At 38.9% G+C, this 17,674-nt stretch carries 11 protein-coding genes, 15 tRNA genes, 2 rRNA genes and 2 pseudogenes; 25 read left to right on the forward strand and 5 right to left on the reverse strand.

The genetic code is table 11. The features are described from left to right. Positions 1-475: 475 nt before the first annotated feature. From NKG37_RS11310 to NKG37_RS11410, 21 genes are all read left to right on the forward strand, one after another. Positions 476-3,415: ribosomal RNA gene (locus NKG37_RS11310) — 23S ribosomal RNA — on the forward strand. Positions 3,416-3,686: 271 nt separating this feature from the next. Continuing rightward, positions 3,687-3,803, forward strand: a 5S ribosomal RNA gene (gene rrf / locus NKG37_RS11315). A gap of 12 nt (positions 3,804-3,815) precedes the next feature. Beyond that, positions 3,816-3,890 (forward strand) — tRNA-Asn (locus tag NKG37_RS11320). A 4-nt stretch (positions 3,891-3,894) separates the two neighbouring features. After that, positions 3,895-3,986: transfer RNA gene (locus NKG37_RS11325), tRNA-Ser, on the forward strand. A gap of 18 nt (positions 3,987-4,004) precedes the next feature. Then, positions 4,005-4,079, forward strand: a tRNA-Glu gene (locus tag NKG37_RS11330). Between the two features lie 19 nt (positions 4,080-4,098). After that, positions 4,099-4,174: transfer RNA gene (locus tag NKG37_RS11335), tRNA-Val, on the forward strand. 10 nt (positions 4,175-4,184) lie between these two features. Further along, positions 4,185-4,258: transfer RNA gene (locus tag NKG37_RS11340), tRNA-Met, on the forward strand. A gap of 3 nt (positions 4,259-4,261) precedes the next feature. Continuing rightward, positions 4,262-4,338: transfer RNA gene (locus tag NKG37_RS11345), tRNA-Asp, on the forward strand. Positions 4,339-4,367: 29 nt separating this feature from the next. Continuing rightward, positions 4,368-4,440 (forward strand) — tRNA-Phe (locus NKG37_RS11350). A gap of 11 nt (positions 4,441-4,451) precedes the next feature. After that, positions 4,452-4,535: transfer RNA gene (locus NKG37_RS11355), tRNA-Tyr, on the forward strand. An 8-nt stretch (positions 4,536-4,543) separates the two neighbouring features. Then, positions 4,544-4,617: transfer RNA gene (locus NKG37_RS11360), tRNA-Trp, on the forward strand. An 18-nt stretch (positions 4,618-4,635) separates the two neighbouring features. Continuing rightward, positions 4,636-4,711: transfer RNA gene (locus tag NKG37_RS11365), tRNA-His, on the forward strand. Positions 4,712-4,753: 42 nt separating this feature from the next. After that, positions 4,754-4,828: transfer RNA gene (locus NKG37_RS11370), tRNA-Gln, on the forward strand. 3 nt (positions 4,829-4,831) lie between these two features. Then, positions 4,832-4,906, forward strand: a tRNA-Gly gene (locus tag NKG37_RS11375). A gap of 9 nt (positions 4,907-4,915) precedes the next feature. Then, a tRNA-Cys gene (locus NKG37_RS11380) sits at positions 4,916-4,989 on the forward strand. Between the two features lie 31 nt (positions 4,990-5,020). After that, positions 5,021-5,106 (forward strand) — tRNA-Leu (locus tag NKG37_RS11385). 23 nt (positions 5,107-5,129) lie between these two features. Then, positions 5,130-5,210: transfer RNA gene (locus NKG37_RS11390), tRNA-Leu, on the forward strand. Between the two features lie 147 nt (positions 5,211-5,357). After that, entirely contained in the window at positions 5,358-6,332 is a 975-nt protein-coding gene (locus NKG37_RS11395; RefSeq protein WP_098799372.1) for a tyrosine-type recombinase/integrase, read from the forward strand. A 68-nt stretch (positions 6,333-6,400) separates the two neighbouring features. Continuing rightward, the gene (locus NKG37_RS11400) at positions 6,401-7,252 is read left to right on the forward strand and encodes an alpha/beta fold hydrolase (protein ID WP_098799371.1); all 852 of its coding nucleotides are present in this window, start codon (positions 6,401-6,403) and stop codon (positions 7,250-7,252) included. Between the two features lie 233 nt (positions 7,253-7,485). Then, positions 7,486-8,061, forward strand: coding sequence for a recombinase family protein (locus NKG37_RS11405; protein ID WP_098799370.1), 576 nt, complete (start codon positions 7,486-7,488; stop codon positions 8,059-8,061). A gap of 526 nt (positions 8,062-8,587) precedes the next feature. Then, positions 8,588-9,751 (forward strand): hypothetical protein, encoded by a 1,164-nt coding sequence (locus tag NKG37_RS11410; RefSeq protein WP_098799369.1) that lies wholly within the window; start codon positions 8,588-8,590, stop codon positions 9,749-9,751. Between the two features lie 606 nt (positions 9,752-10,357). Here the strand turns inward: NKG37_RS11410 and NKG37_RS11415 are convergent. The 3 genes and pseudogenes from NKG37_RS11415 to NKG37_RS11425 form a co-directional block, all read right to left on the reverse strand. Continuing rightward, the gene (locus NKG37_RS11415; RefSeq protein ID WP_254416226.1) at positions 10,358-10,534 is read right to left on the reverse strand and encodes a CPCC family cysteine-rich protein; all 177 of its coding nucleotides are present in this window, start codon (positions 10,532-10,534) and stop codon (positions 10,358-10,360) included. Positions 10,535-10,820: 286 nt separating this feature from the next. After that, positions 10,821-11,108 (reverse strand): acetyltransferase, encoded by a 288-nt coding sequence (locus NKG37_RS11420; RefSeq protein WP_254416227.1) that lies wholly within the window; start codon positions 11,106-11,108, stop codon positions 10,821-10,823. Between the two features lie 91 nt (positions 11,109-11,199). After that, positions 11,200-11,715: pseudogene (locus NKG37_RS11425) on the reverse strand (IS4 family transposase); the annotation flags it as partial. A 241-nt stretch (positions 11,716-11,956) separates the two neighbouring features. On the opposite strand from NKG37_RS11425, the gene NKG37_RS11430 reads away from it, so the two are divergent. Continuing rightward, entirely contained in the window at positions 11,957-13,144 is a 1,188-nt protein-coding gene (locus tag NKG37_RS11430) for an IS4 family transposase (protein ID WP_254414795.1), read from the forward strand. Positions 13,145-13,289: 145 nt separating this feature from the next. On the opposite strand, the pseudogene NKG37_RS11435 reads toward NKG37_RS11430, so the two are convergent. Then, positions 13,290-13,529: pseudogene (locus NKG37_RS11435) on the reverse strand (IS4 family transposase); the annotation flags it as partial. A 230-nt stretch (positions 13,530-13,759) separates the two neighbouring features. Here NKG37_RS11435 and NKG37_RS11440 point away from each other — a divergent pair. Next, complete coding sequence (locus NKG37_RS11440; protein WP_254416228.1) at positions 13,760-15,157, forward strand: M24 family metallopeptidase; 1,398 nt, start codon at positions 13,760-13,762, stop codon at positions 15,155-15,157. 344 nt (positions 15,158-15,501) lie between these two features. Next, positions 15,502-15,786 (forward strand): hypothetical protein, encoded by a 285-nt coding sequence (locus NKG37_RS11445; protein ID WP_254416229.1) that lies wholly within the window; start codon positions 15,502-15,504, stop codon positions 15,784-15,786. Positions 15,787-16,382: 596 nt separating this feature from the next. Here NKG37_RS11445 and NKG37_RS11450 read toward each other — a convergent pair. Continuing rightward, entirely contained in the window at positions 16,383-16,856 is a 474-nt protein-coding gene (locus NKG37_RS11450) for a hypothetical protein (protein WP_254416230.1), read from the reverse strand. Between the two features lie 119 nt (positions 16,857-16,975). Between NKG37_RS11450 and NKG37_RS11455 the strand changes: the two genes are divergently transcribed. Next, entirely contained in the window at positions 16,976-17,581 is a 606-nt protein-coding gene (locus NKG37_RS11455) for a CGNR zinc finger domain-containing protein (RefSeq protein WP_016204120.1), read from the forward strand. Positions 17,582-17,674: the final 93 nt, after the last annotated feature.

Consider the following 17,674-nt stretch of genomic DNA (forward strand, 5'->3'; position numbering starts at 1 on the left):
AGGAAAATGGAATTTACATTCCATCATAGATTGTTGACGATTTGTTGTTCAGTTTTGAGGGAGCAATTAATTCCTCAAAACAGTAATAAGTTTGAGGGTAAAGAGAAACGAGTAGATCAAGGAAGCGCCTGAGTGAGCACCGGAGCGTACAATAGTACGTGAGGAGCAGAACGAAGAAGCTGACGAAGAGATGCGAAGTTTATCTTTAGCCGAAATTGTTCCTTGAAAACTAGATTATGAATAGTAAAAACAAGAAAGAAACCGAGTAATCGCCATCTTAGATTCTCTATGTTAGAGAATTATTTCTTTGAAAAGTAATCGTATTAAACGAATACCTATTCAAAGAATGGAGGGTAAAGAGAAACGAGCAGGTCAAGGAAGCGACGGAGCGAGCACCGGAGCGTACGACAGTACGTGAGGAGCAGAGTGAAGAAGCTGACGAAGAGATGTGAAGTTTATCTTTAGCCGACAACTAAGTTAAGTTAGAAAGGGCGCACGGTGGATGCCTTGGCACTAGGAGCCGATGAAGGACGGGATTAACACCGATATGCTTTGGGGAGCTGTAAGTAAGCTTTGATCCAGAGATTTCCGAATGGGGAAACCCTCTATCCGTAATGGGATAGAATCTTTACCTGAATACATAGGGTACTGAAGGCAGACCCGGGGAACTGAAACATCTAAGTACCCGGAGGAAGAGAAAGCAAACGCGATTCCCTGAGTAGCGGCGAGCGAAACGGGATTAGCCCAAACCAAGAGGCTTGCCTCTTGGGGTTGTAGGACACTCTATATGGAGTTACAAAGGAACGGGGTAGACGAATCGATCTGGAAAGGTCAGTCGTAGAAGGTAAAAACCCTGTAGTCGAAACTTCGTTCCCTCTTGAGTGTATCCTGAGTACGGCGGGACACGAGAAATCCCGTCGGAAGCAGGGAGGACCATCTCCCAAGGCTAAATACTCCCTAGTGACCGATAGTGAACCAGTACCGTGAGGGAAAGGTGAAAAGCACCCCGGAAGGGGAGTGAAATAGATCCTGAAACCGTGTGCCTACAAGTAGTTAGAGCCCTTTTATGGGTGATAGCGTGCCTTTTGTAGAATGAACCGGCGAGTTACGATTACATGCGAGGTTAAGTTGAAAAGACGGAGCCGCAGCGAAAGCGAGTCTGAATAGGGCGAAATAGTATGTGGTTGTAGACCCGAAACCAGGTGATCTACCCATGTCCAGGGTGAAGTCCAGGTAACACTGGATGGAGGCCCGAACCCACGCACGTTGAAAAGTGCGGGGATGAGGTGTGGGTAGCGGAGAAATTCCAATCGAACTTGGAGATAGCTGGTTCTCTCCGAAATAGCTTTAGGGCTAGCCTCAAGATTGAGAGTATTGGAGGTAGAGCACTGTTTGGACTAGGGGCCCCCATCGGGTTACCGAATTCAGACAAACTCCGAATGCCAAATACTTATTCTTGGGAGTCAGACTACGAGTGATAAGATCCGTGGTCAAGAGGGAAACAGCCCAGACCACCAGCTAAGGTCCCAAAGTATACGTTAAGTGGAAAAGGATGTGGAGTTGCTTAGACAACCAGGATGTTGGCTTAGAAGCAGCCACCATTTAAAGAGTGCGTAATAGCTCACTGGTCGAGTGACTCTGCGCCGAAAATGTACCGGGGCTAAACGTATCACCGAAGCTGTGGATTGACATCTAATGATGTCAGTGGTAGGAGAGCGTTCTAAGGGCGTTGAAGCTAGACCGTAAGGACTGGTGGAGCGCTTAGAAGTGAGAATGCCGGTATGAGTAGCGAAAGATGAGTGAGAATCTCATCCACCGAATGCCTAAGGTTTCCTGAGGAAGGCTCGTCCGCTCAGGGTTAGTCGGGACCTAAGCCGAGGCTGAAAAGCGTAGGCGATGGACAACAGGTTGATATTCCTGTACCACCTTTAAATCGTTTGAGCAATGGGGGGACGCAGGAGGATAGGGTAAGCGTGCTGTTGGATTAGCACGTCCAAGCAGTTAGGCCGGTAATGAGGCAAATCCCATTACCATGTCAGCTGAGCTGTGACGGCGAGGGAAATATAGTACCGAAGTTCCTGATTCCACACTGCCAAGAAAAGCCTCTAGCGAGATTTATGGTGCCCGTACCGCAAACCGACACAGGTAGGCGAGGAGAGAATCCTAAGGTGAGCGAGAGAACTCTCGTTAAGGAACTCGGCAAAATGACCCCGTAACTTCGGGAGAAGGGGTGCTCTTTTGGGAGTTAAAGCCCGAGAGAGCCGCAGTGAATAGGCCCAGGCGACTGTTTAGCAAAAACACAGGTCTCTGCGAAGCCGCAAGGCGAAGTATAGGGGCTGACACCTGCCCGGTGCTGGAAGGTTAAGAGGAGGGGTTAGCACGTGTAGTGCGAAGCTCTGAATTGAAGCCCCAGTAAACGGCGGCCGTAACTATAACGGTCCTAAGGTAGCGAAATTCCTTGTCGGGTAAGTTCCGACCCGCACGAAAGGTGTAACGATCTGGGCACTGTCTCAACGAGAGACTCGGTGAAATTATAGTACCTGTGAAGATGCAGGTTACCCGCGACAGGACGGAAAGACCCCGTGGAGCTTTACTGCAGCCTGATATTGAATTTTGGTACAGCTTGTACAGGATAGGTAGGAGCCTTGGAAGCCGGAGCGCCAGCTTCGGTGGAGGCATTGGTGGGATACTACCCTGGCTGTATTGACATTCTAACCCGCACCCCTGATCGGGGTGGGAGACAGTGTCAGGTGGGCAGTTTGACTGGGGCGGTCGCCTCCTAAAAAGTAACGGAGGCGCCCAAAGGTTCCCTCAGAATGGTTGGAAATCATTCGTAGAGTGTAAAGGCACAAGGGAGCTTGACTGCGAGACCTACAAGTCGAGCAGGGACGAAAGTCGGGCTTAGTGATCCGGTGGTTCCGCATGGAAGGGCCATCGCTCAACGGATAAAAGCTACCCCGGGGATAACAGGCTTATCTCCCCCAAGAGTCCACATCGACGGGGAGGTTTGGCACCTCGATGTCGGCTCATCGCATCCTGGGGCTGTAGTCGGTCCCAAGGGTTGGGCTGTTCGCCCATTAAAGCGGTACGCGAGCTGGGTTCAGAACGTCGTGAGACAGTTCGGTCCCTATCCGTCGTGGGCGTAGGAAATTTGAGAGGAGCTGTCCTTAGTACGAGAGGACCGGGATGGACGCACCGCTGGTGTACCAGTTGTCTTGCCAAAGGCATCGCTGGGTAGCTATGTGCGGAAGGGATAAGTGCTGAAAGCATCTAAGCATGAAGCCCCCCTCAAGATGAGATTTCCCATAGCGCAAGCTAGTAAGATCCCTGAAAGATGATCAGGTTGATAGGTCAGAGGTGGAAGCGTGGCGACATGTGGAGCTGACTGATACTAATAGATCGAGGACTTAACTAAAATGAAAAGCGGAAACGCCTGTTTATCGACGTACAAACTGGAGGAGCATCGACTGAGATAAAGGAAACACGATGAACGTAAGTGAATCGATGTTGACTTATCGTAGGGAGATGATCGGAAGTTTGATAGGCGATAGGCGTTGGAGCTGGACAAAATGATTACTTATTTCTTTCTTTTTACTTCATAATCTAGTTTTCAGGGAATAATTTTTTTAAATTACACTTGAAAAAATCTCAAAAACATGTATAATAAAATATGTCTTGAGAAAAAGTCTGGTGGCGATAGCGAGAAGGTCACACCCGTTCCCATACCGAACACGGAAGTTAAGCTTCTCAGCGCCGATGGTAGTTGGGGGTTCTCCCCCTGTGAGAGTAGGACGTCGCCAGGCATACCATATTATTCCGCAGTAGCTCAGTGGTAGAGCATTCGGCTGTTAACCGAACGGTCGTAGGTTCGAGTCCTACCTGCGGAGCCATATTGGAGAGCTGTCCGAGTGGCCGAAGGAGCACGATTGGAAATCGTGTAGGCGGGTAACCCTGTCTCAAGGGTTCAAATCCCTTGCTCTCCGCCATTATAACTTTTCAAATATGGCCCATTGGTCAAGCGGTTAAGACACCGCCCTTTCACGGCGGTAACACGGGTTCGAATCCCGTATGGGTCACCAATACATATATTATATTTATGGAGGATTAGCTCAGCTGGGAGAGCATCTGCCTTACAAGCAGAGGGTCGGCGGTTCGATCCCGTCATCCTCCACCATTAATATTATCGCGGGGTGGAGCAGTCTGGTAGCTCGTCGGGCTCATAACCCGAAGGTCGCAGGTTCAAATCCTGTCCCCGCAATCTGGTCCGGTAGTTCAGTTGGTTAGAATGCCTGCCTGTCACGCAGGAGGTCGCGGGTTCGAGTCCCGTCCGGACCGCCATTTTTTAAAAATAAATAGCATTAAGTAATGGCTCAGTAGCTCAGTCGGTAGAGCAAAGGACTGAAAATCCTTGTGTCGGCGGTTCGATTCCGTCCTGAGCCACCTTTTATGTCGGAGGGGTAGCGAAGTGGCTAAACGCGGCGGACTGTAAATCCGCTCCTTCGGGTTCGGCGGTTCGAATCCGTCCCCCTCCACCATTCAATACAGGGGTATAGTTTAAAGGTAGAACGAAGGTCTCCAAAACCTTTGGTGTGGGTTCGATTCCTACTACCCCTGCCAATTTTAATAATTATTATGGCGGATATGGCGAAGTGGTTAACGCATCGGATTGTGGCTCCGACACTCGTGGGTTCGATTCCCATTATTCGCCCCATTTTTTTGACACTTTTTTTATTTTATTGCATATAAATAGTATTGGGCTATAGCCAAGCGGTAAGGCAACGGACTTTGACTCCGTCACTCGTTGGTTCGAATCCAGCTAGCCCAGCCATTTGCGGAAGTAGTTCAGTGGTAGAACACCACCTTGCCAAGGTGGGGGTCGCGGGTTCGAATCCCGTCTTCCGCTCCAATATATTATGGCGGCATAGCCAAGTGGTAAGGCAGAGGTCTGCAAAACCTTTACCACCGGTTCGAATCCGGTTGCCGCCTCCATAATGCTTATTAAGTTTCCTAATTATATTACGCCGGGGTGGCGGAACTGGCAGACGCACAGGACTTAAAATCCTGCGGTAGGTGACTACCGTACCGGTTCGATTCCGGTCCTCGGCATTACCAAAAAAACTTATAAGCGCGCCGGTGTGGCGGAATTGGCAGACGCGCACGACTCAAAATCGTGTTCCTCTGGAGTGTCGGTTCGACCCCGACCACCGGTATCATGACACTGCCTATCAATGCAGTGAAATCAACGTTTCTTACACTTTGTAAGGAACGTTTTTTATTTATCTCCAATACGATTCTTAGAAAAATATCGTGTTCATAAAATCGTGTGCATACCCTGTCATAAACAAGGAGGAATTAATATGGCAAGGCGTACAAACGAGTTATCTATTGAGGAATTATCCGTTATTAACACATCAAAAATGATAAAGGAGATTGATTTCCAAACGGCTCTTTCATTATTTGTTGATGATTGTGAAATAAGAAATCTTAGACCACAAACAATCCAATATTACAGAAATGAATTATCGGTTTTTTACAAGATGCTTATGGAAAAAGAGTTTAACCCTGCTCCTACCAACATAACGAAAGAACAAATAAAAAGTATAATCCTGCACATGAAAGAAAAAGGATTACAAACAGTAAGCATTAACACACGTTTAAGAGCCATCAGAGCATTTTTTAATTTTTTGCATCGTGAACGACACATTAAAGAAAATCCATTAAGTGACATCAAACTACTAAAAGACCGTAGAAAAGTAGTTGAAACCTTTTCACATGAACAACTACAAATGCTCTTTAATCAGCCGAATTTGCGTTCTTTTGTTGGTGTGAGGGATTACACTTTTATGCTATTACTGCTTGAAACAGGCATCCGTGTGAGCGAATTAGAAGGTGTATGTGTTCAAGATATTTTATGGAACGAATCTAAACTTCATATTAGGAATACAAAGACATATAAAGAGCGGATCGTGCCTATTCAAGCAAAAATGAAAAATCAATTACAGAAGTATATTCAAATACGTGGAGTAATGGAAACAGATGCTTTGTTTGTTACGCTTGATGGTGACAAGATGTCTAAAAGGCAATTCCAGAACAGGGTGACATTTTACGGGAAACAAGCAGATATAAAAGGGGTTCGATGCTCCTGCCATACTTTTAGGCATACATTTGCAAAATTGAGCGTAAAGAATGGTGCAGGCATATTTGAATTACAACAAATATTAGGACATACGAGTATGGAAATGGTACGAGTATATGTCAATCTGTTTAGTGATGATGTAATGGATAAACACAGAACGTTTTCACCCTTAGTCAATCTAAAAGTAAGAATGTAGAGTGAAGGAAGGAAAAAAATTAATATTGAAGAATAAGTAAATGATGAACTTCTTTAGGGGGGAAATAAATGTCTAATCAAAATATTGAGATAGTAAACTTAATTAATGAAGATGGTCAAAGTGTACATACCAAAATTATTGGGGAAGGAGAACCTATTGTTTTCTTGCACGGAGGACCTGGAAGTGAGCATCGCTTTTTTCTTCCACATGTGCTTCCACTATCTTGTAACTTTAAGTTAGTTTTTTATGACCAAAGAGGATGTGGAGAATCAAATACAGCCTTAAATAATCAATATTCTATGGAAGATGAAGTTCACACATTGGAATTATTACGCAAAGAATTAAAATTAGAGAAAATAAACCTTTTCGGAGAATCATGGGGTTCTATGTTGGCACTACTATACGCAACTTCTTATCCAGAAAGAGTAAATAAGATACTCCTTACTGCATCAATAGGTGTAACAGCAGAAGGTTTTAAAACCTTTGAGGAAGAATTAGAAAAAAGGTTGTCAAAAGAAGATAAAATAAGCCTTTCTTCTTTAGAGAATAGACTTAAAAACGGTGATTCAAATATTGAGGAGATTCTCGCTATTTTAGATAAATATTATGTGTATTCAGAAGAAGCATTAATGCAAAAAGATAAAATTTCTATAAATACAAGCGTCAATGATTCAATAAGTAAAGATATTTTGGATAATTATGACCTTACCGAGCAATTAGATGTGATTAAAAATATTCCCATTTTAATTGCACAAGGTAGCCATGATATTCTAACTCCTAATCTTATAAAAAAATTGTTGTTAGATTATATTCCTCATGCAGAATTAGTGGAAATTGCAGAGTGTGGACATTGGACTGTTTTGGAAAAACCTAATGAAATGATTAAGATTACTAACCAATTTTTTGCTAAGGGTATTTGACCTGAATATACGATAATCATTGACCACATTGTGGTCTTTTCTTTTTATCAAAGATATGTAGGTTTTTATACTTGTTAAAATAGACCATGACCTAAATGAACAAATTTATTGCTCCTTATTTATGTTCAAATAAAGTTATTTATGTAATTTTTGGACAAAATGTACATTAAGTTATAGACTTTAAATGAACATATTGGTAAAATATACATAACAACAAATAAGGGGCGTTCAAAATGAGCAAAGGAAAATTTATAAGTTATGTCAGGGTATCAACAGTCGAACAAAATGAACAAAGACAGGTAAAAGCAATTGAAGAAAGAGCCAGTATTGACAAATGGTTTATTGAGAAAGTAAGTGGAAAAGATACGAAAAGACCACAATTACAAGCCATGCTAGACTATATGCGTGAAGGGGATACCATTATCATTAATGACTTTTCACGGCTTGCTAGGAGTACAAAGGATTTACTTGAATTAGTGGAGTTAATGCAAGAAAAGAATGTTACTTTGATTTCTCTAAAAGAAAATATTGATACTTCAACGCCACAGGGAAAACTAATGCTTACAATGTTAGGGGCAATAAATGAATTTGAAAGAATGAATATGCTGGAACGCCAACGTGAAGGAATTGCAATCGCAAAAGCAAATGGCAAGTACAAGGGAAGAAAGGCAATTGAAATAGACGAGAAATTCAAGGAATTATATGAGAAATACATGGCACGTAAAATCAACAAAACACAGTTTGCCAATGAATTAGGAGTTAGCAGAACAACGTTGTACAAGATGATAGAAGAATATGATGCAAGTTAAAAACTTTTTAATAAAAGTGTTGTTTTATCAAAGAACAAACAAAAATCGCTCTAATGACATACTTTTGGATCGGGTCTTATAAAAATGGCTAAATTAAAAAATGTCCTTAATAGAGCGATTTTTCTTATTATCATATTTATTGGTTTAAGTCAATAGTATCGTAAGATAAAAATTCGACAAATGCACAAAAAAATGCTATAATAAAAGAATAAATAGTTGACAGATTGAAGTTTTTAGAATCAATCTGTTTAATTTTTTTGGAGGTGAGGGAATGTTTTAAAGTAAAAGGGCAATTTGAAAAATATACATACATAATAAATAGTTGGTTATGTACTTTGACCAGCAATACAAAACTGCTGTCGCAGATTTCGCATTGTTGCGACCAAGTACCAAAGTCGCTGGAAATACTTAGATGTTGGTTAATGTTTTTGGAAATCAAAAACAGTGCAAACTTTGATTAGTATATACAACTTAATATTAATACCCAAAGTCTGCACAGTTTGAAAAATTTAAAGGAGAATTTTTAATGAAACAATTTACGCTAGCAGAGTTTATTAATGAATTTGGAGATGTTAAACAAAGAGAATCATTAGTTAAAGGAAAAGGAAATGTCAATAAAAGAACATTAGATAGTGTTATTAAAAAAGCAAGTAAATTCTATGAACTTGATTCAATAACCGTTAAAGGTCGGGGAGTTGATAAAATTATTACTTGTGGTAAAGAAAGACATGAAGTCCTAAATGATAAAGAAATTTACAACTATTCTAATTGTGGTAATAGAGAGCAGATGCCATATAAGGAAATCATTCAAAATTTAATCTTAATTCACTTGAATGAGAAAAATAGAAAACCTTCTACAACTTATAGAGTATTAGCACATGATTTAGAGATTATGTCAGATGTATTATTCTCCTCATCTAATATGGTAACTGCTGAAGAACAAAAGAACTATTACAAGAATTTAGATGCAAAGTATAAAAAACAAGGATTCGCAGTATTTTGGGATAATGTTAGTAAAGAATCTCAAAGAATCATAAGAAATGTTGAATCGGTATTAAACGATATGAAGGAAAAGGGAATCATTAGACATATGGATGTTGTGAATGCTGTTAGTCTTGATAAATTTGGTCGTGAAATCCATAATCCAATTACATATATTGAAGTTAATAAGATTGACATGATGAAAAGGAAGTTACGTGGTAAACATGAAGTAACAATCACAGACATTAGATATAAGCCTAAAAGTCCTGCTGTTGTTGCTTATAAAGAAGATGAATATAACTTTCTCCAGTCATTTGGTTATGAATATGTGTATGATGCTGTTTACATTGATTTAATTGCAACAGATAAAGAGATTCAGAACTATATGAAAGATTCACTTGTAACTGATTTCAAAAAGGAACATTTAGCATTTGCTTACCAAAAAGCCGTGGCAAGAGAAAATTCATTCTTTAATGATATTGTTAGAGTTAAAGACAATCATAAACTCCATAAATTACTTGGAGGTAAAAAGAAGTCAGATGTTTTAAAAGGAACATTAACAGCTTATGATTCCATTCTTATAGATGAATTATTAAATGATGGAATTAAACAAGAAAAATTCGGTAAAACATATGCTACTAACTACAAAGAATCGCTTAAAACCATTCAGGATGTTTTAGACGAAGAAGAAAGTAAAAGCAATTTATAGGGTTTTGGAATTTTTGATTAACCTTATATACAAACACAAAAAACATATATAACGTTACTCAAGTATTTCAAACACGAAGCAATTCAAGGAGCCATCGGGGTGCTTATAACCAAATAAAGCAAGTGGGTTTTATTAAAGCGTTATAGCACTTCCACTCCTGCAATCAGTGTTAAAAACACCACCGTATGAAACATGAGAAAATACTCTTTATTAACAGTATTTTAACGTGCGTTTTTTCTAACACGTTATGATATAATAGGAACATAAATTGACAGGTCGTATGACATGATTTTAAGAAATGGTTGATAAATAGCATAATACCAATGGTTAAAGGGTTCAGACGTTCAAGCACGACTCAAAATCGTGTTCCTTCTGGAGTGTCGGTTCGACCCCGACCACCGGTATCGAAATAGGCGGGATAAAGCCTATAGGATCAAGAGATCTCACAAATTGGAGATCTCTTTTTTGCACACCCCGAATACGATTAGTATGGCAAAAATCGTGTTCATAGTGGGTGTGATATGATAAGAAAAAAGTGAGAATGAGAACAACAAGCAGGTTCAACTCTTTTGGCCAATTTGTTCAATAAGAGAAGAGCCAACATAATTAATTATCATCTAAGGGTTTAAAACTGCTATCTCTCTCAAATCTTGATGCAGCAGAAATATTTCTCTCATCCAACAATTTTTTTGAACAAATGCCAATTTCTCTAAAGTTCCTTTGGGCTTCTTTTAAGGATTCTTCATTTGCTCCACCAGCAAAATCTGGTTCAAGAGTTTGCAATCCATCATCTTCCCACCTACATACAACACATATCTCCCATGAGTTAAGTTCTGTCAAAGATTTTATATCCGCAACAAGGACATGTATATAGCTCCGCTTTCATATTTCACCTCATCGTCATTATTTCTTTAAACATTATGCTAAATTATGCAATATTATTGATTAAATAGTTTAAGGACCTTAAAGTTATGTAAAACACATCTACAATCTCCTTAAATTTCTTATTAAACTAACCTTCCCTTTAGTAACCTTAATAAAGGAACTTCTCAACCATTTGTAATATATCTTACTCTTCAAGAATATGAGGATTTTCAACAAATAAGCCTAATACGTATCCACAATTCGAGCAGTAGTAGAAAGATATTGGTGACGAATGACTTCTTGGATTATTGTTAGAAAACATATGGACTACTGTGTTAGCTGACCGAATAATCCCTTTTGTTATTTGATTGCTATCCCATTTAGGACAATCTTTCTCTTCTATCTCTCCGTCACTCCTGTTTATGAATATATCATTTATCACTAGTGTTGCATAAAATTTGACTGAATTTTCTGCTTTCTTGTTTTTACTCATGAGAAGAAAAACAAAGACATTTGAATAGAGGTAGTTAACATCCATTTTTTTACTATAACCTTTGACGAGTGCAACAGACCTGTGAAATTCTTTAGGGCACGGTTTTCCCTACGATTTTTCGTAGCCATAAATGAGCGGATTTCCATGGTGCCGCTTTGAGTAAGCGACTAATTTGTAAGTACGTCCTTGAACTGTTCGTGTTCAGCTGTGCCAGTACATTTAGGCAATATACAATCATTGCGATATACACTTGATTATGTACGCCTTGTTCGCTCTGCGCGTAGAACTTTTTGATGTTCAGGTGCTGCTTCAACCATTTGAAAAATAACTCGATTGCCCAGCGCGATTTGTACAATTCAGCGATATCATCGGCGCTTAAATCAAATCGATTCGTAATTAGATGCAGTTCGTTACCTTTTGAATCGAGCACTTTGATGAGGCGAAAGATATTTTCTGCACGATTTTGTGTGGTGCCGATCAGAATCATTTCATCCGACAATACAGTTGAATCGATTGGCAGTTTAAATGGCTCTACGACACGAATGACCGCATTTTTTCGCAAGCGTGAGACGAAGAAATAGCCATCATCGGTCATGCGGTCAAATCGCAATGTCATAAACCTAAATTGTAAAAATATGTAAATATTAAAAAAGATTCATAAAATTGTTGTATAAAATTGAAAAAACCCCTTGACTTTTCAGAAACACCTCCATAATCAGCGTGAATACCAGTTCTTGGTATATCTCGTACGAAATGGGGTTTTTTTGTTGAAAAAAAGCAAGTTTTTAGAAGCGATTGAAGTATGTAGGGAGGTATTGTACGATTTCCATTTCATGTGCGATTCCCGCATGAAATCAACCTACTTTACACGTAAAGGAGGCAAATTGACTTTCCCAGAAACAATTTTGTTTGTGCTAAATCTAGTAACGAGAAGCTTGCAGATTGAGTTGAATGACTTTTTTGAGTTGATTAAAAAAGAAGGAGAAATTATAAGTAAACAGGGATTTTCACAAGCGCGAAAAAAAATAAAACCAGAAGCCTTCAAGACGTTATTTGACACCATTACGACGTGGTTTTATCAGACAAATAACTCCTTTAAATATAAGGGCTTCCGGTTATATGCGATTGATGCGTCTATCATAGAAATAGCCAATTCCCAAAGGCTAAGAGATACCTTCGGCGCATCAAAGGGCAATGGCAAGGAACTTGCCAGAGCCATGGTATCTACTATTTATGATATCGGAAATGATTTATTTGTAAAGGGGATAATCACAAAATGTACAGATAGCGAGCGCACAGTAGCGATAGAATTAATTGATAGTTTCCTAGAACTGCGTTCTAACCACGACCTTTTTCTTTTTGACCGTGGGTATCCATCTCAATATTTCTTTCACTATCTTTTGAAGAATAAAGTGAATTTTGTTGTTAGAACGCCAGTTAATTTTTACCGAGCCGCTATAAAAGAAGGGATCCCTGATCAGGTCATTGAACTCAAGTATAAAAGCAACGTCATGCGTTTGCGTGCGGTCCGTATCCCATTAGGCTCTGGAGAAGATGAATTACTTATAACGAATATATTAGATGAGTCTTTTGATATTCCGGCTTTTAAAGAGTTGTACTTTAAACGATGGTCAATCGAAACAAAATACGATGTCTTAAAAAACAAAATACAGATTGAAAGATTCTCAGGCGAAACAAAACAGACGATTGAACAAGAGTTTTATGCTGCTTTATTTTTAAGCAACATGGCTTCCCTACTAAAGCATGAGTCAGATGTGATCATCGCCGAGGATCAGAAGGATAAAGACTTAAAGCACAAATATAAAACTAACACCAATATTTTAATTGGCGCACTAAAAGATAAGCTCATTTGTTTAATCATTGAACCAAGTCAAAGGCGAAGAAAAAAGATGTATAAAGACCTACTGAACGAAGTTCAGCGAAATAGAGTCCCAATTAGACCTGGAAGGAAATTTAAACGTTCCAGAGGGCTAAATGCGAATAAACATGGATTTGGACAACGACCAGCTATCTAACAAAACGAACAAATAGGAAAATCAGGGAAATGCCAAAAAAATTAAATAGGCACTTCCCGGGCATCCTATTGGCTTTTTTAGTTATCAGAATATTATAAACATCAATTTTGGTTTACCACTGGTAATTACTGGTTTCTTAACTTGATGACATTGGGTCAAATCGCTCATAATCTAAGTAACCACGATCAAAAACGTACATGCATTCTTTGTCGTCAACGAGTACCTCTAGCTGGCCACGATCGTGTTCTTTCGCACTTGTCAGCACCGCATTATCAGGATAGGAACAGCCTTTTTCTGCGTAAACAAGGCGCAAATGAAGCTTGATACCTGATTTTGTTTTGCGAAACTCCGCCCATTTGTGATTATTCAAATTGAGTGGCAACGAAGGATATTGGTGTCAGGTACCGTAAAAAGACAGTTGTCTTTTTATGGTGCCTGACACTATTTTAAAATCACTTTATAATATAGTCCATCTTGTTTTACAATTGACCTAAGGCTGTACTCTTATATAACAACCAATTCCAATTAATAAACCAGCAATTGGAAAGGTAAAAAAGGAAGAAACCACTATTGCAGCTATCTTATAGCTGGACTAATAATAAAGGAGACTCATCCATGAATTACGATAAAAAAATAATACTTAAAGAGGTTCAATTACCGTATACATTTAACGATGTTGAACCTGTATACCTAACTGAAGCAACGATGGAACAAAGAGCGAAAAAAGTACTGGACTTAATGAAAGAAGATAATTTCGATTCTCTAGTTATTTATGCTGATAAAGAACATGGAAGTAATTTTGAATACTTAACTGGTTTTATTCCTAGATTTGAAGAAGGGCTGTTCGTACTAAAGAAAACAGGACAAGCATCTTTTATTCTCGGCAATGAAAACTTAAAAATGTCAAAATATGCACGCCTTCAAGGAGAACTTTATCACTATCCACTATTTTCATTACCAAATCAACCTATGGAAAATGAGAAGAGTCTGGATTCCATCTTATGTGAAATAGATTTTTCAAATGATAAAAAAATTGGGCTTATTGGCTGGAAAATGTTTACCTCTACTCAATATGATAATTCAGCAATATTTGATATCCCTCATTTTATTGTTGAGGCTGTTCGTAATATATGTACTATAGAAGCAGAAATTGTAAATGCAGCGTATTTATTTATTGGTGGCGGTAAGGGTGCACGAACGATTAATAATGCGAACGAGATTGCTCACTATGAGTACGGAGCCAACCTGTCTTCAACTAGTATGCTTAAAGCTATGAATGCTGTTGAAATCGGTGTGAAAGAAAGCTATCTTGGCAATTTGCTAAATGCTGAAGGTCAGACAAATAATGTAGTTACAATTGCTGCAACTGGTGTAAGATTTGAAAAGGCAAATTTATATCCCACTAGTAAGCAACTAAAATTAGGAGATACTCTTTCTCTTACTACCGGTTACAAAGGAGGATTATCCAGTCGAGCTGGATTCGTGGTTGAAAGTGCGGAACAATTGCCTGATAATCAACGTGATTATCTTGAGAAGGTAGCAATTCCTTACTTTAAGACGGTGGTTTTTTGGCTAGAGAATATTCGCATTGGAATGTACGGTGGCGAGTTTTACAAAATGATTGAGGAAGTATATCCAAAAGAAGAGTATCATTGGCATTTGAATCCTGGGCATCTTGTTGCTGATGAAGAATGGATGTCCTCGCCAATTTATCCAAGTTCAAAAGAGACTCTAAAAAGCGGGATGGTTTTTCAAATAGATATAATCCCATCTATAACTGGTTATGGGGGAGTAAGTGCAGAAGAGTGTATAGCGTTGGCAGATGAGGAGCTTAGAAACCAGATTAATAATGAATATCCACATTTATGGGGACGAATCGAAAAGCGAAGATATTATATACAGCATGAGTTAGGAATTAATCTACCGAAACACGTTATCCCACTTTCCAATTTGGTGGCTTATCTTCGACCGTTCTTTTTAAATAAATCAGCTACATTAACATGTGTTAAATAGTAAACAATGATGAACAATATATTAATAGTAGATAATTTAAGGAATGATAAAATTATGTTACTTTAAAAAAGTAAAAGAAAAAGTGCCTTTTCTTCGCGAGCGAGGGATATGTCTTGGGAGATAAAGAAGACTGAATGAGCTTCTAAATGTTTCTTTTATCAATTATTAGTAAATACATATTAAACTATCGGGTGTTTTCTTAAATGAGGAAGCACTTTTCTTATGTTGCTATAGGTTAGGATTCCTGTAATAATAGAAAAATTTTGCTTATGGAAGAAAAAAGGCAAGTTAGAATCAGTGTTATTTATTATACGAAATAAATAAAAATATATGGAGGTATAGTTATGTGGATAATATTTAGGGTTATTGCAATAGTAACAACTTTTATTAATCTTTATATGTATAAAGCAGGAAAGGATTATAAGCTTGCTATGGCGGTGGGATTATCATTTACAGCTTTAACTCTTTGTGCAGAATACAGTCTTGTATCGTCGTGGGTAGAAGTGGAAGATTGGGCAGCTTTAATGGATGTAGTACCTGGTATGGAAAGAGCATTATGGTTTTTGACAATTGTTTCTATCTTACTAAATATAGCACCTATACTTTTAGAACTAAAAGATAAGAAATAGAAATTAGGCAATGCAATTAAGAAAAAAATAAAGAGAATAAGACATAACTAAATAGATACGCTGTAAAGACGAACAATTTCTAATCTAGCTAGTAAATAGCGGCAGCTTTCGCATGCTTTTTACAAGAGGAAACATAATTATTGGGGAAAACAGAGTAGCCGGAATACACGAAGACTCCTTTGGGATTAGCGAGACAGCCTGAGACCCTGCAGGCGAAGCTGAAGCGGCTCAGCGCGAGCCCCACGGAAAGCGAAGTATATTCCGGCTGCGGGTAATCGCACTAAACTTCATGGAAACATCCTTTAAAAAACGAATAAAAAACCAAACATACGGAACTTTCATTAGCATCTTCGTATCATTGTTCGGATTTATCCTTTGCTGGAATACTTATGTGTCTCTTTGGAAAACAAGGTAGACACGTGCAAAACGCACGAATTTGTAAAACAATGCAATTAAATTAACGAGTGTGATCGTTGCATAGGATTCGGAGTTAAATAACAAAAAAATTCTCCAATATTAATACAGCATTCTTTGTAAGAAAAATAACTCAAATCTGAAAGCTCCAAGGAGTGATTCCTTGGAACTTTATTAGTAACTTATGTTTGGTTTGGGACTTTGATCGATTTGATCATCTGTCGTATTGATCCCAGATGGTAGGCAGAGTGAGCGAGCGCCCCCAACAAACCATTCGATGTCTGTTCATCTAAGGAGTCAAGTGAATCAATCTTTTTTAACAGTATTGTGTATTCTTGTTGAAGTTCGTCAGTAAATTGAGCCCATGTGATTTTATCAACGTTTGTGATTTTCCATGATGCTCCCCAGTCCTTATTGGGTTCTTCCCCATTTAAGTAGGAATTCGCAACCCATAAATAATAGCGGGTATGATCTGTTTGTGCGGCGATTGTTGTACCATTGATAGCTATTGAAGCATCTTCTGCCGATATCTTTTCAAGTGTTCCGAATAAACCACTACCAGGTTTCGCTTCTGTGTACCAGCTTGCGTTTTCTTTAGGCCCATCATATGTTTCTTTCAACAATGTTCTAACAGCTACCAACATCGGATTGTCCATCTTAGTACCTCCTGAATTAGTGTTTAACCATCAAAACTACTTTTGATGGTTAAATTATAACTGAGTTGATTATAACCGTCAATATGCATTATGATGGTTATAGTAAAGGAGCTTTGATTATGTCGGAAATGAACACTTATATGATGGTCGGAGAACGTTTGTGTATGGATTTTATCAATACTGTTAGTTGGCGAGAAAGTACGGAGAAAAGGCGGGATTGGTTTACCAGTTACGCCAAATTGGTCGACTGGTGCATCCATGCTGAAGTCTTGACCGAACAACAAGCTAAAGCCCTTCTTTTAAAGGCGCAGGAGAAACAGTCTGAAGCTGGAGAAGTTCTAAAACAGTCTATCGAAATGCGGGAGGTCATGTATCGAATCTTCAAGTCCATTTCAAAGGGGACATCGCCACATCCGCTAGACCTAAAAAGTTTCAATGATTTTGTAAGCCACTTCTATCAAACTTTGCTTGTAATCCAAGAAAAGGATCATTACACGTTGAAGTTCATGTATAACGAGGAAAACTTGGACACTATGCTCCCCCCAATTTTACAATCTGCTGTTGATTTACTCGTTTCTAAAAACGACTTGGAACGAGTCAAACAATGTGAGGGAGACTCTTGTGGATGGTTATTCTTTGATACGAGTCGGAACCGGAGCCGACGTTGGTGTTCAATGGCCGATTGCGGTAACCGAGCTAAAGCACGGCGGTTTTACCAAAAATAAAAGTGATTAGATACTGTTTTTGTGGATTGTATACCTACTAAGTTATATCGTACCACTACCGTAAAGAAGGATAATATTTAATTTTTGAAAAAG

It is taken from the genome of Niallia sp. RD1 (assembly GCF_024219955.1).
Taxonomy (GTDB): Bacteria; Bacillota; Bacilli; order Bacillales; family Cytobacillaceae; genus Niallia; species Niallia alba.

What these genes read in the sequence shown, in the direction of transcription:
- NKG37_RS11455 (WP_016204120.1), top strand. Translation starts at nt 16,976, where the DNA reads ATGTCGGAAATGAACACTTATATGATGGTCGGAGAACGTTTGTGTATG.
- NKG37_RS11405 (WP_098799370.1), top strand. Translation starts at nt 7,486, where the DNA reads ATGAGCAAAGGAAAATTTATAAGTTATGTCAGGGTATCAACAGTCGAA.
- NKG37_RS11395 (WP_098799372.1), top strand. Translation starts at nt 5,358, where the DNA reads ATGGCAAGGCGTACAAACGAGTTATCTATTGAGGAATTATCCGTTATT.
- NKG37_RS11445 (WP_254416229.1), top strand. Translation starts at nt 15,502, where the DNA reads ATGTGGATAATATTTAGGGTTATTGCAATAGTAACAACTTTTATTAAT.
- NKG37_RS11410 (WP_098799369.1), top strand. Translation starts at nt 8,588, where the DNA reads ATGAAACAATTTACGCTAGCAGAGTTTATTAATGAATTTGGAGATGTT.
- NKG37_RS11400 (WP_098799371.1), top strand. Translation starts at nt 6,401, where the DNA reads ATGTCTAATCAAAATATTGAGATAGTAAACTTAATTAATGAAGATGGT.
- NKG37_RS11450 (WP_254416230.1), bottom strand. Translation starts at nt 16,856, where the DNA reads ATGGACAATCCGATGTTGGTAGCTGTTAGAACATTGTTGAAAGAAACA.
- NKG37_RS11430 (WP_254414795.1), top strand. Translation starts at nt 11,957, where the DNA reads ATGAAATCAACCTACTTTACACGTAAAGGAGGCAAATTGACTTTCCCA.
- NKG37_RS11420 (WP_254416227.1), bottom strand. Translation starts at nt 11,108, where the DNA reads ATGAGTAAAAACAAGAAAGCAGAAAATTCAGTCAAATTTTATGCAACA.
- NKG37_RS11440 (WP_254416228.1), top strand. Translation starts at nt 13,760, where the DNA reads ATGAATTACGATAAAAAAATAATACTTAAAGAGGTTCAATTACCGTAT.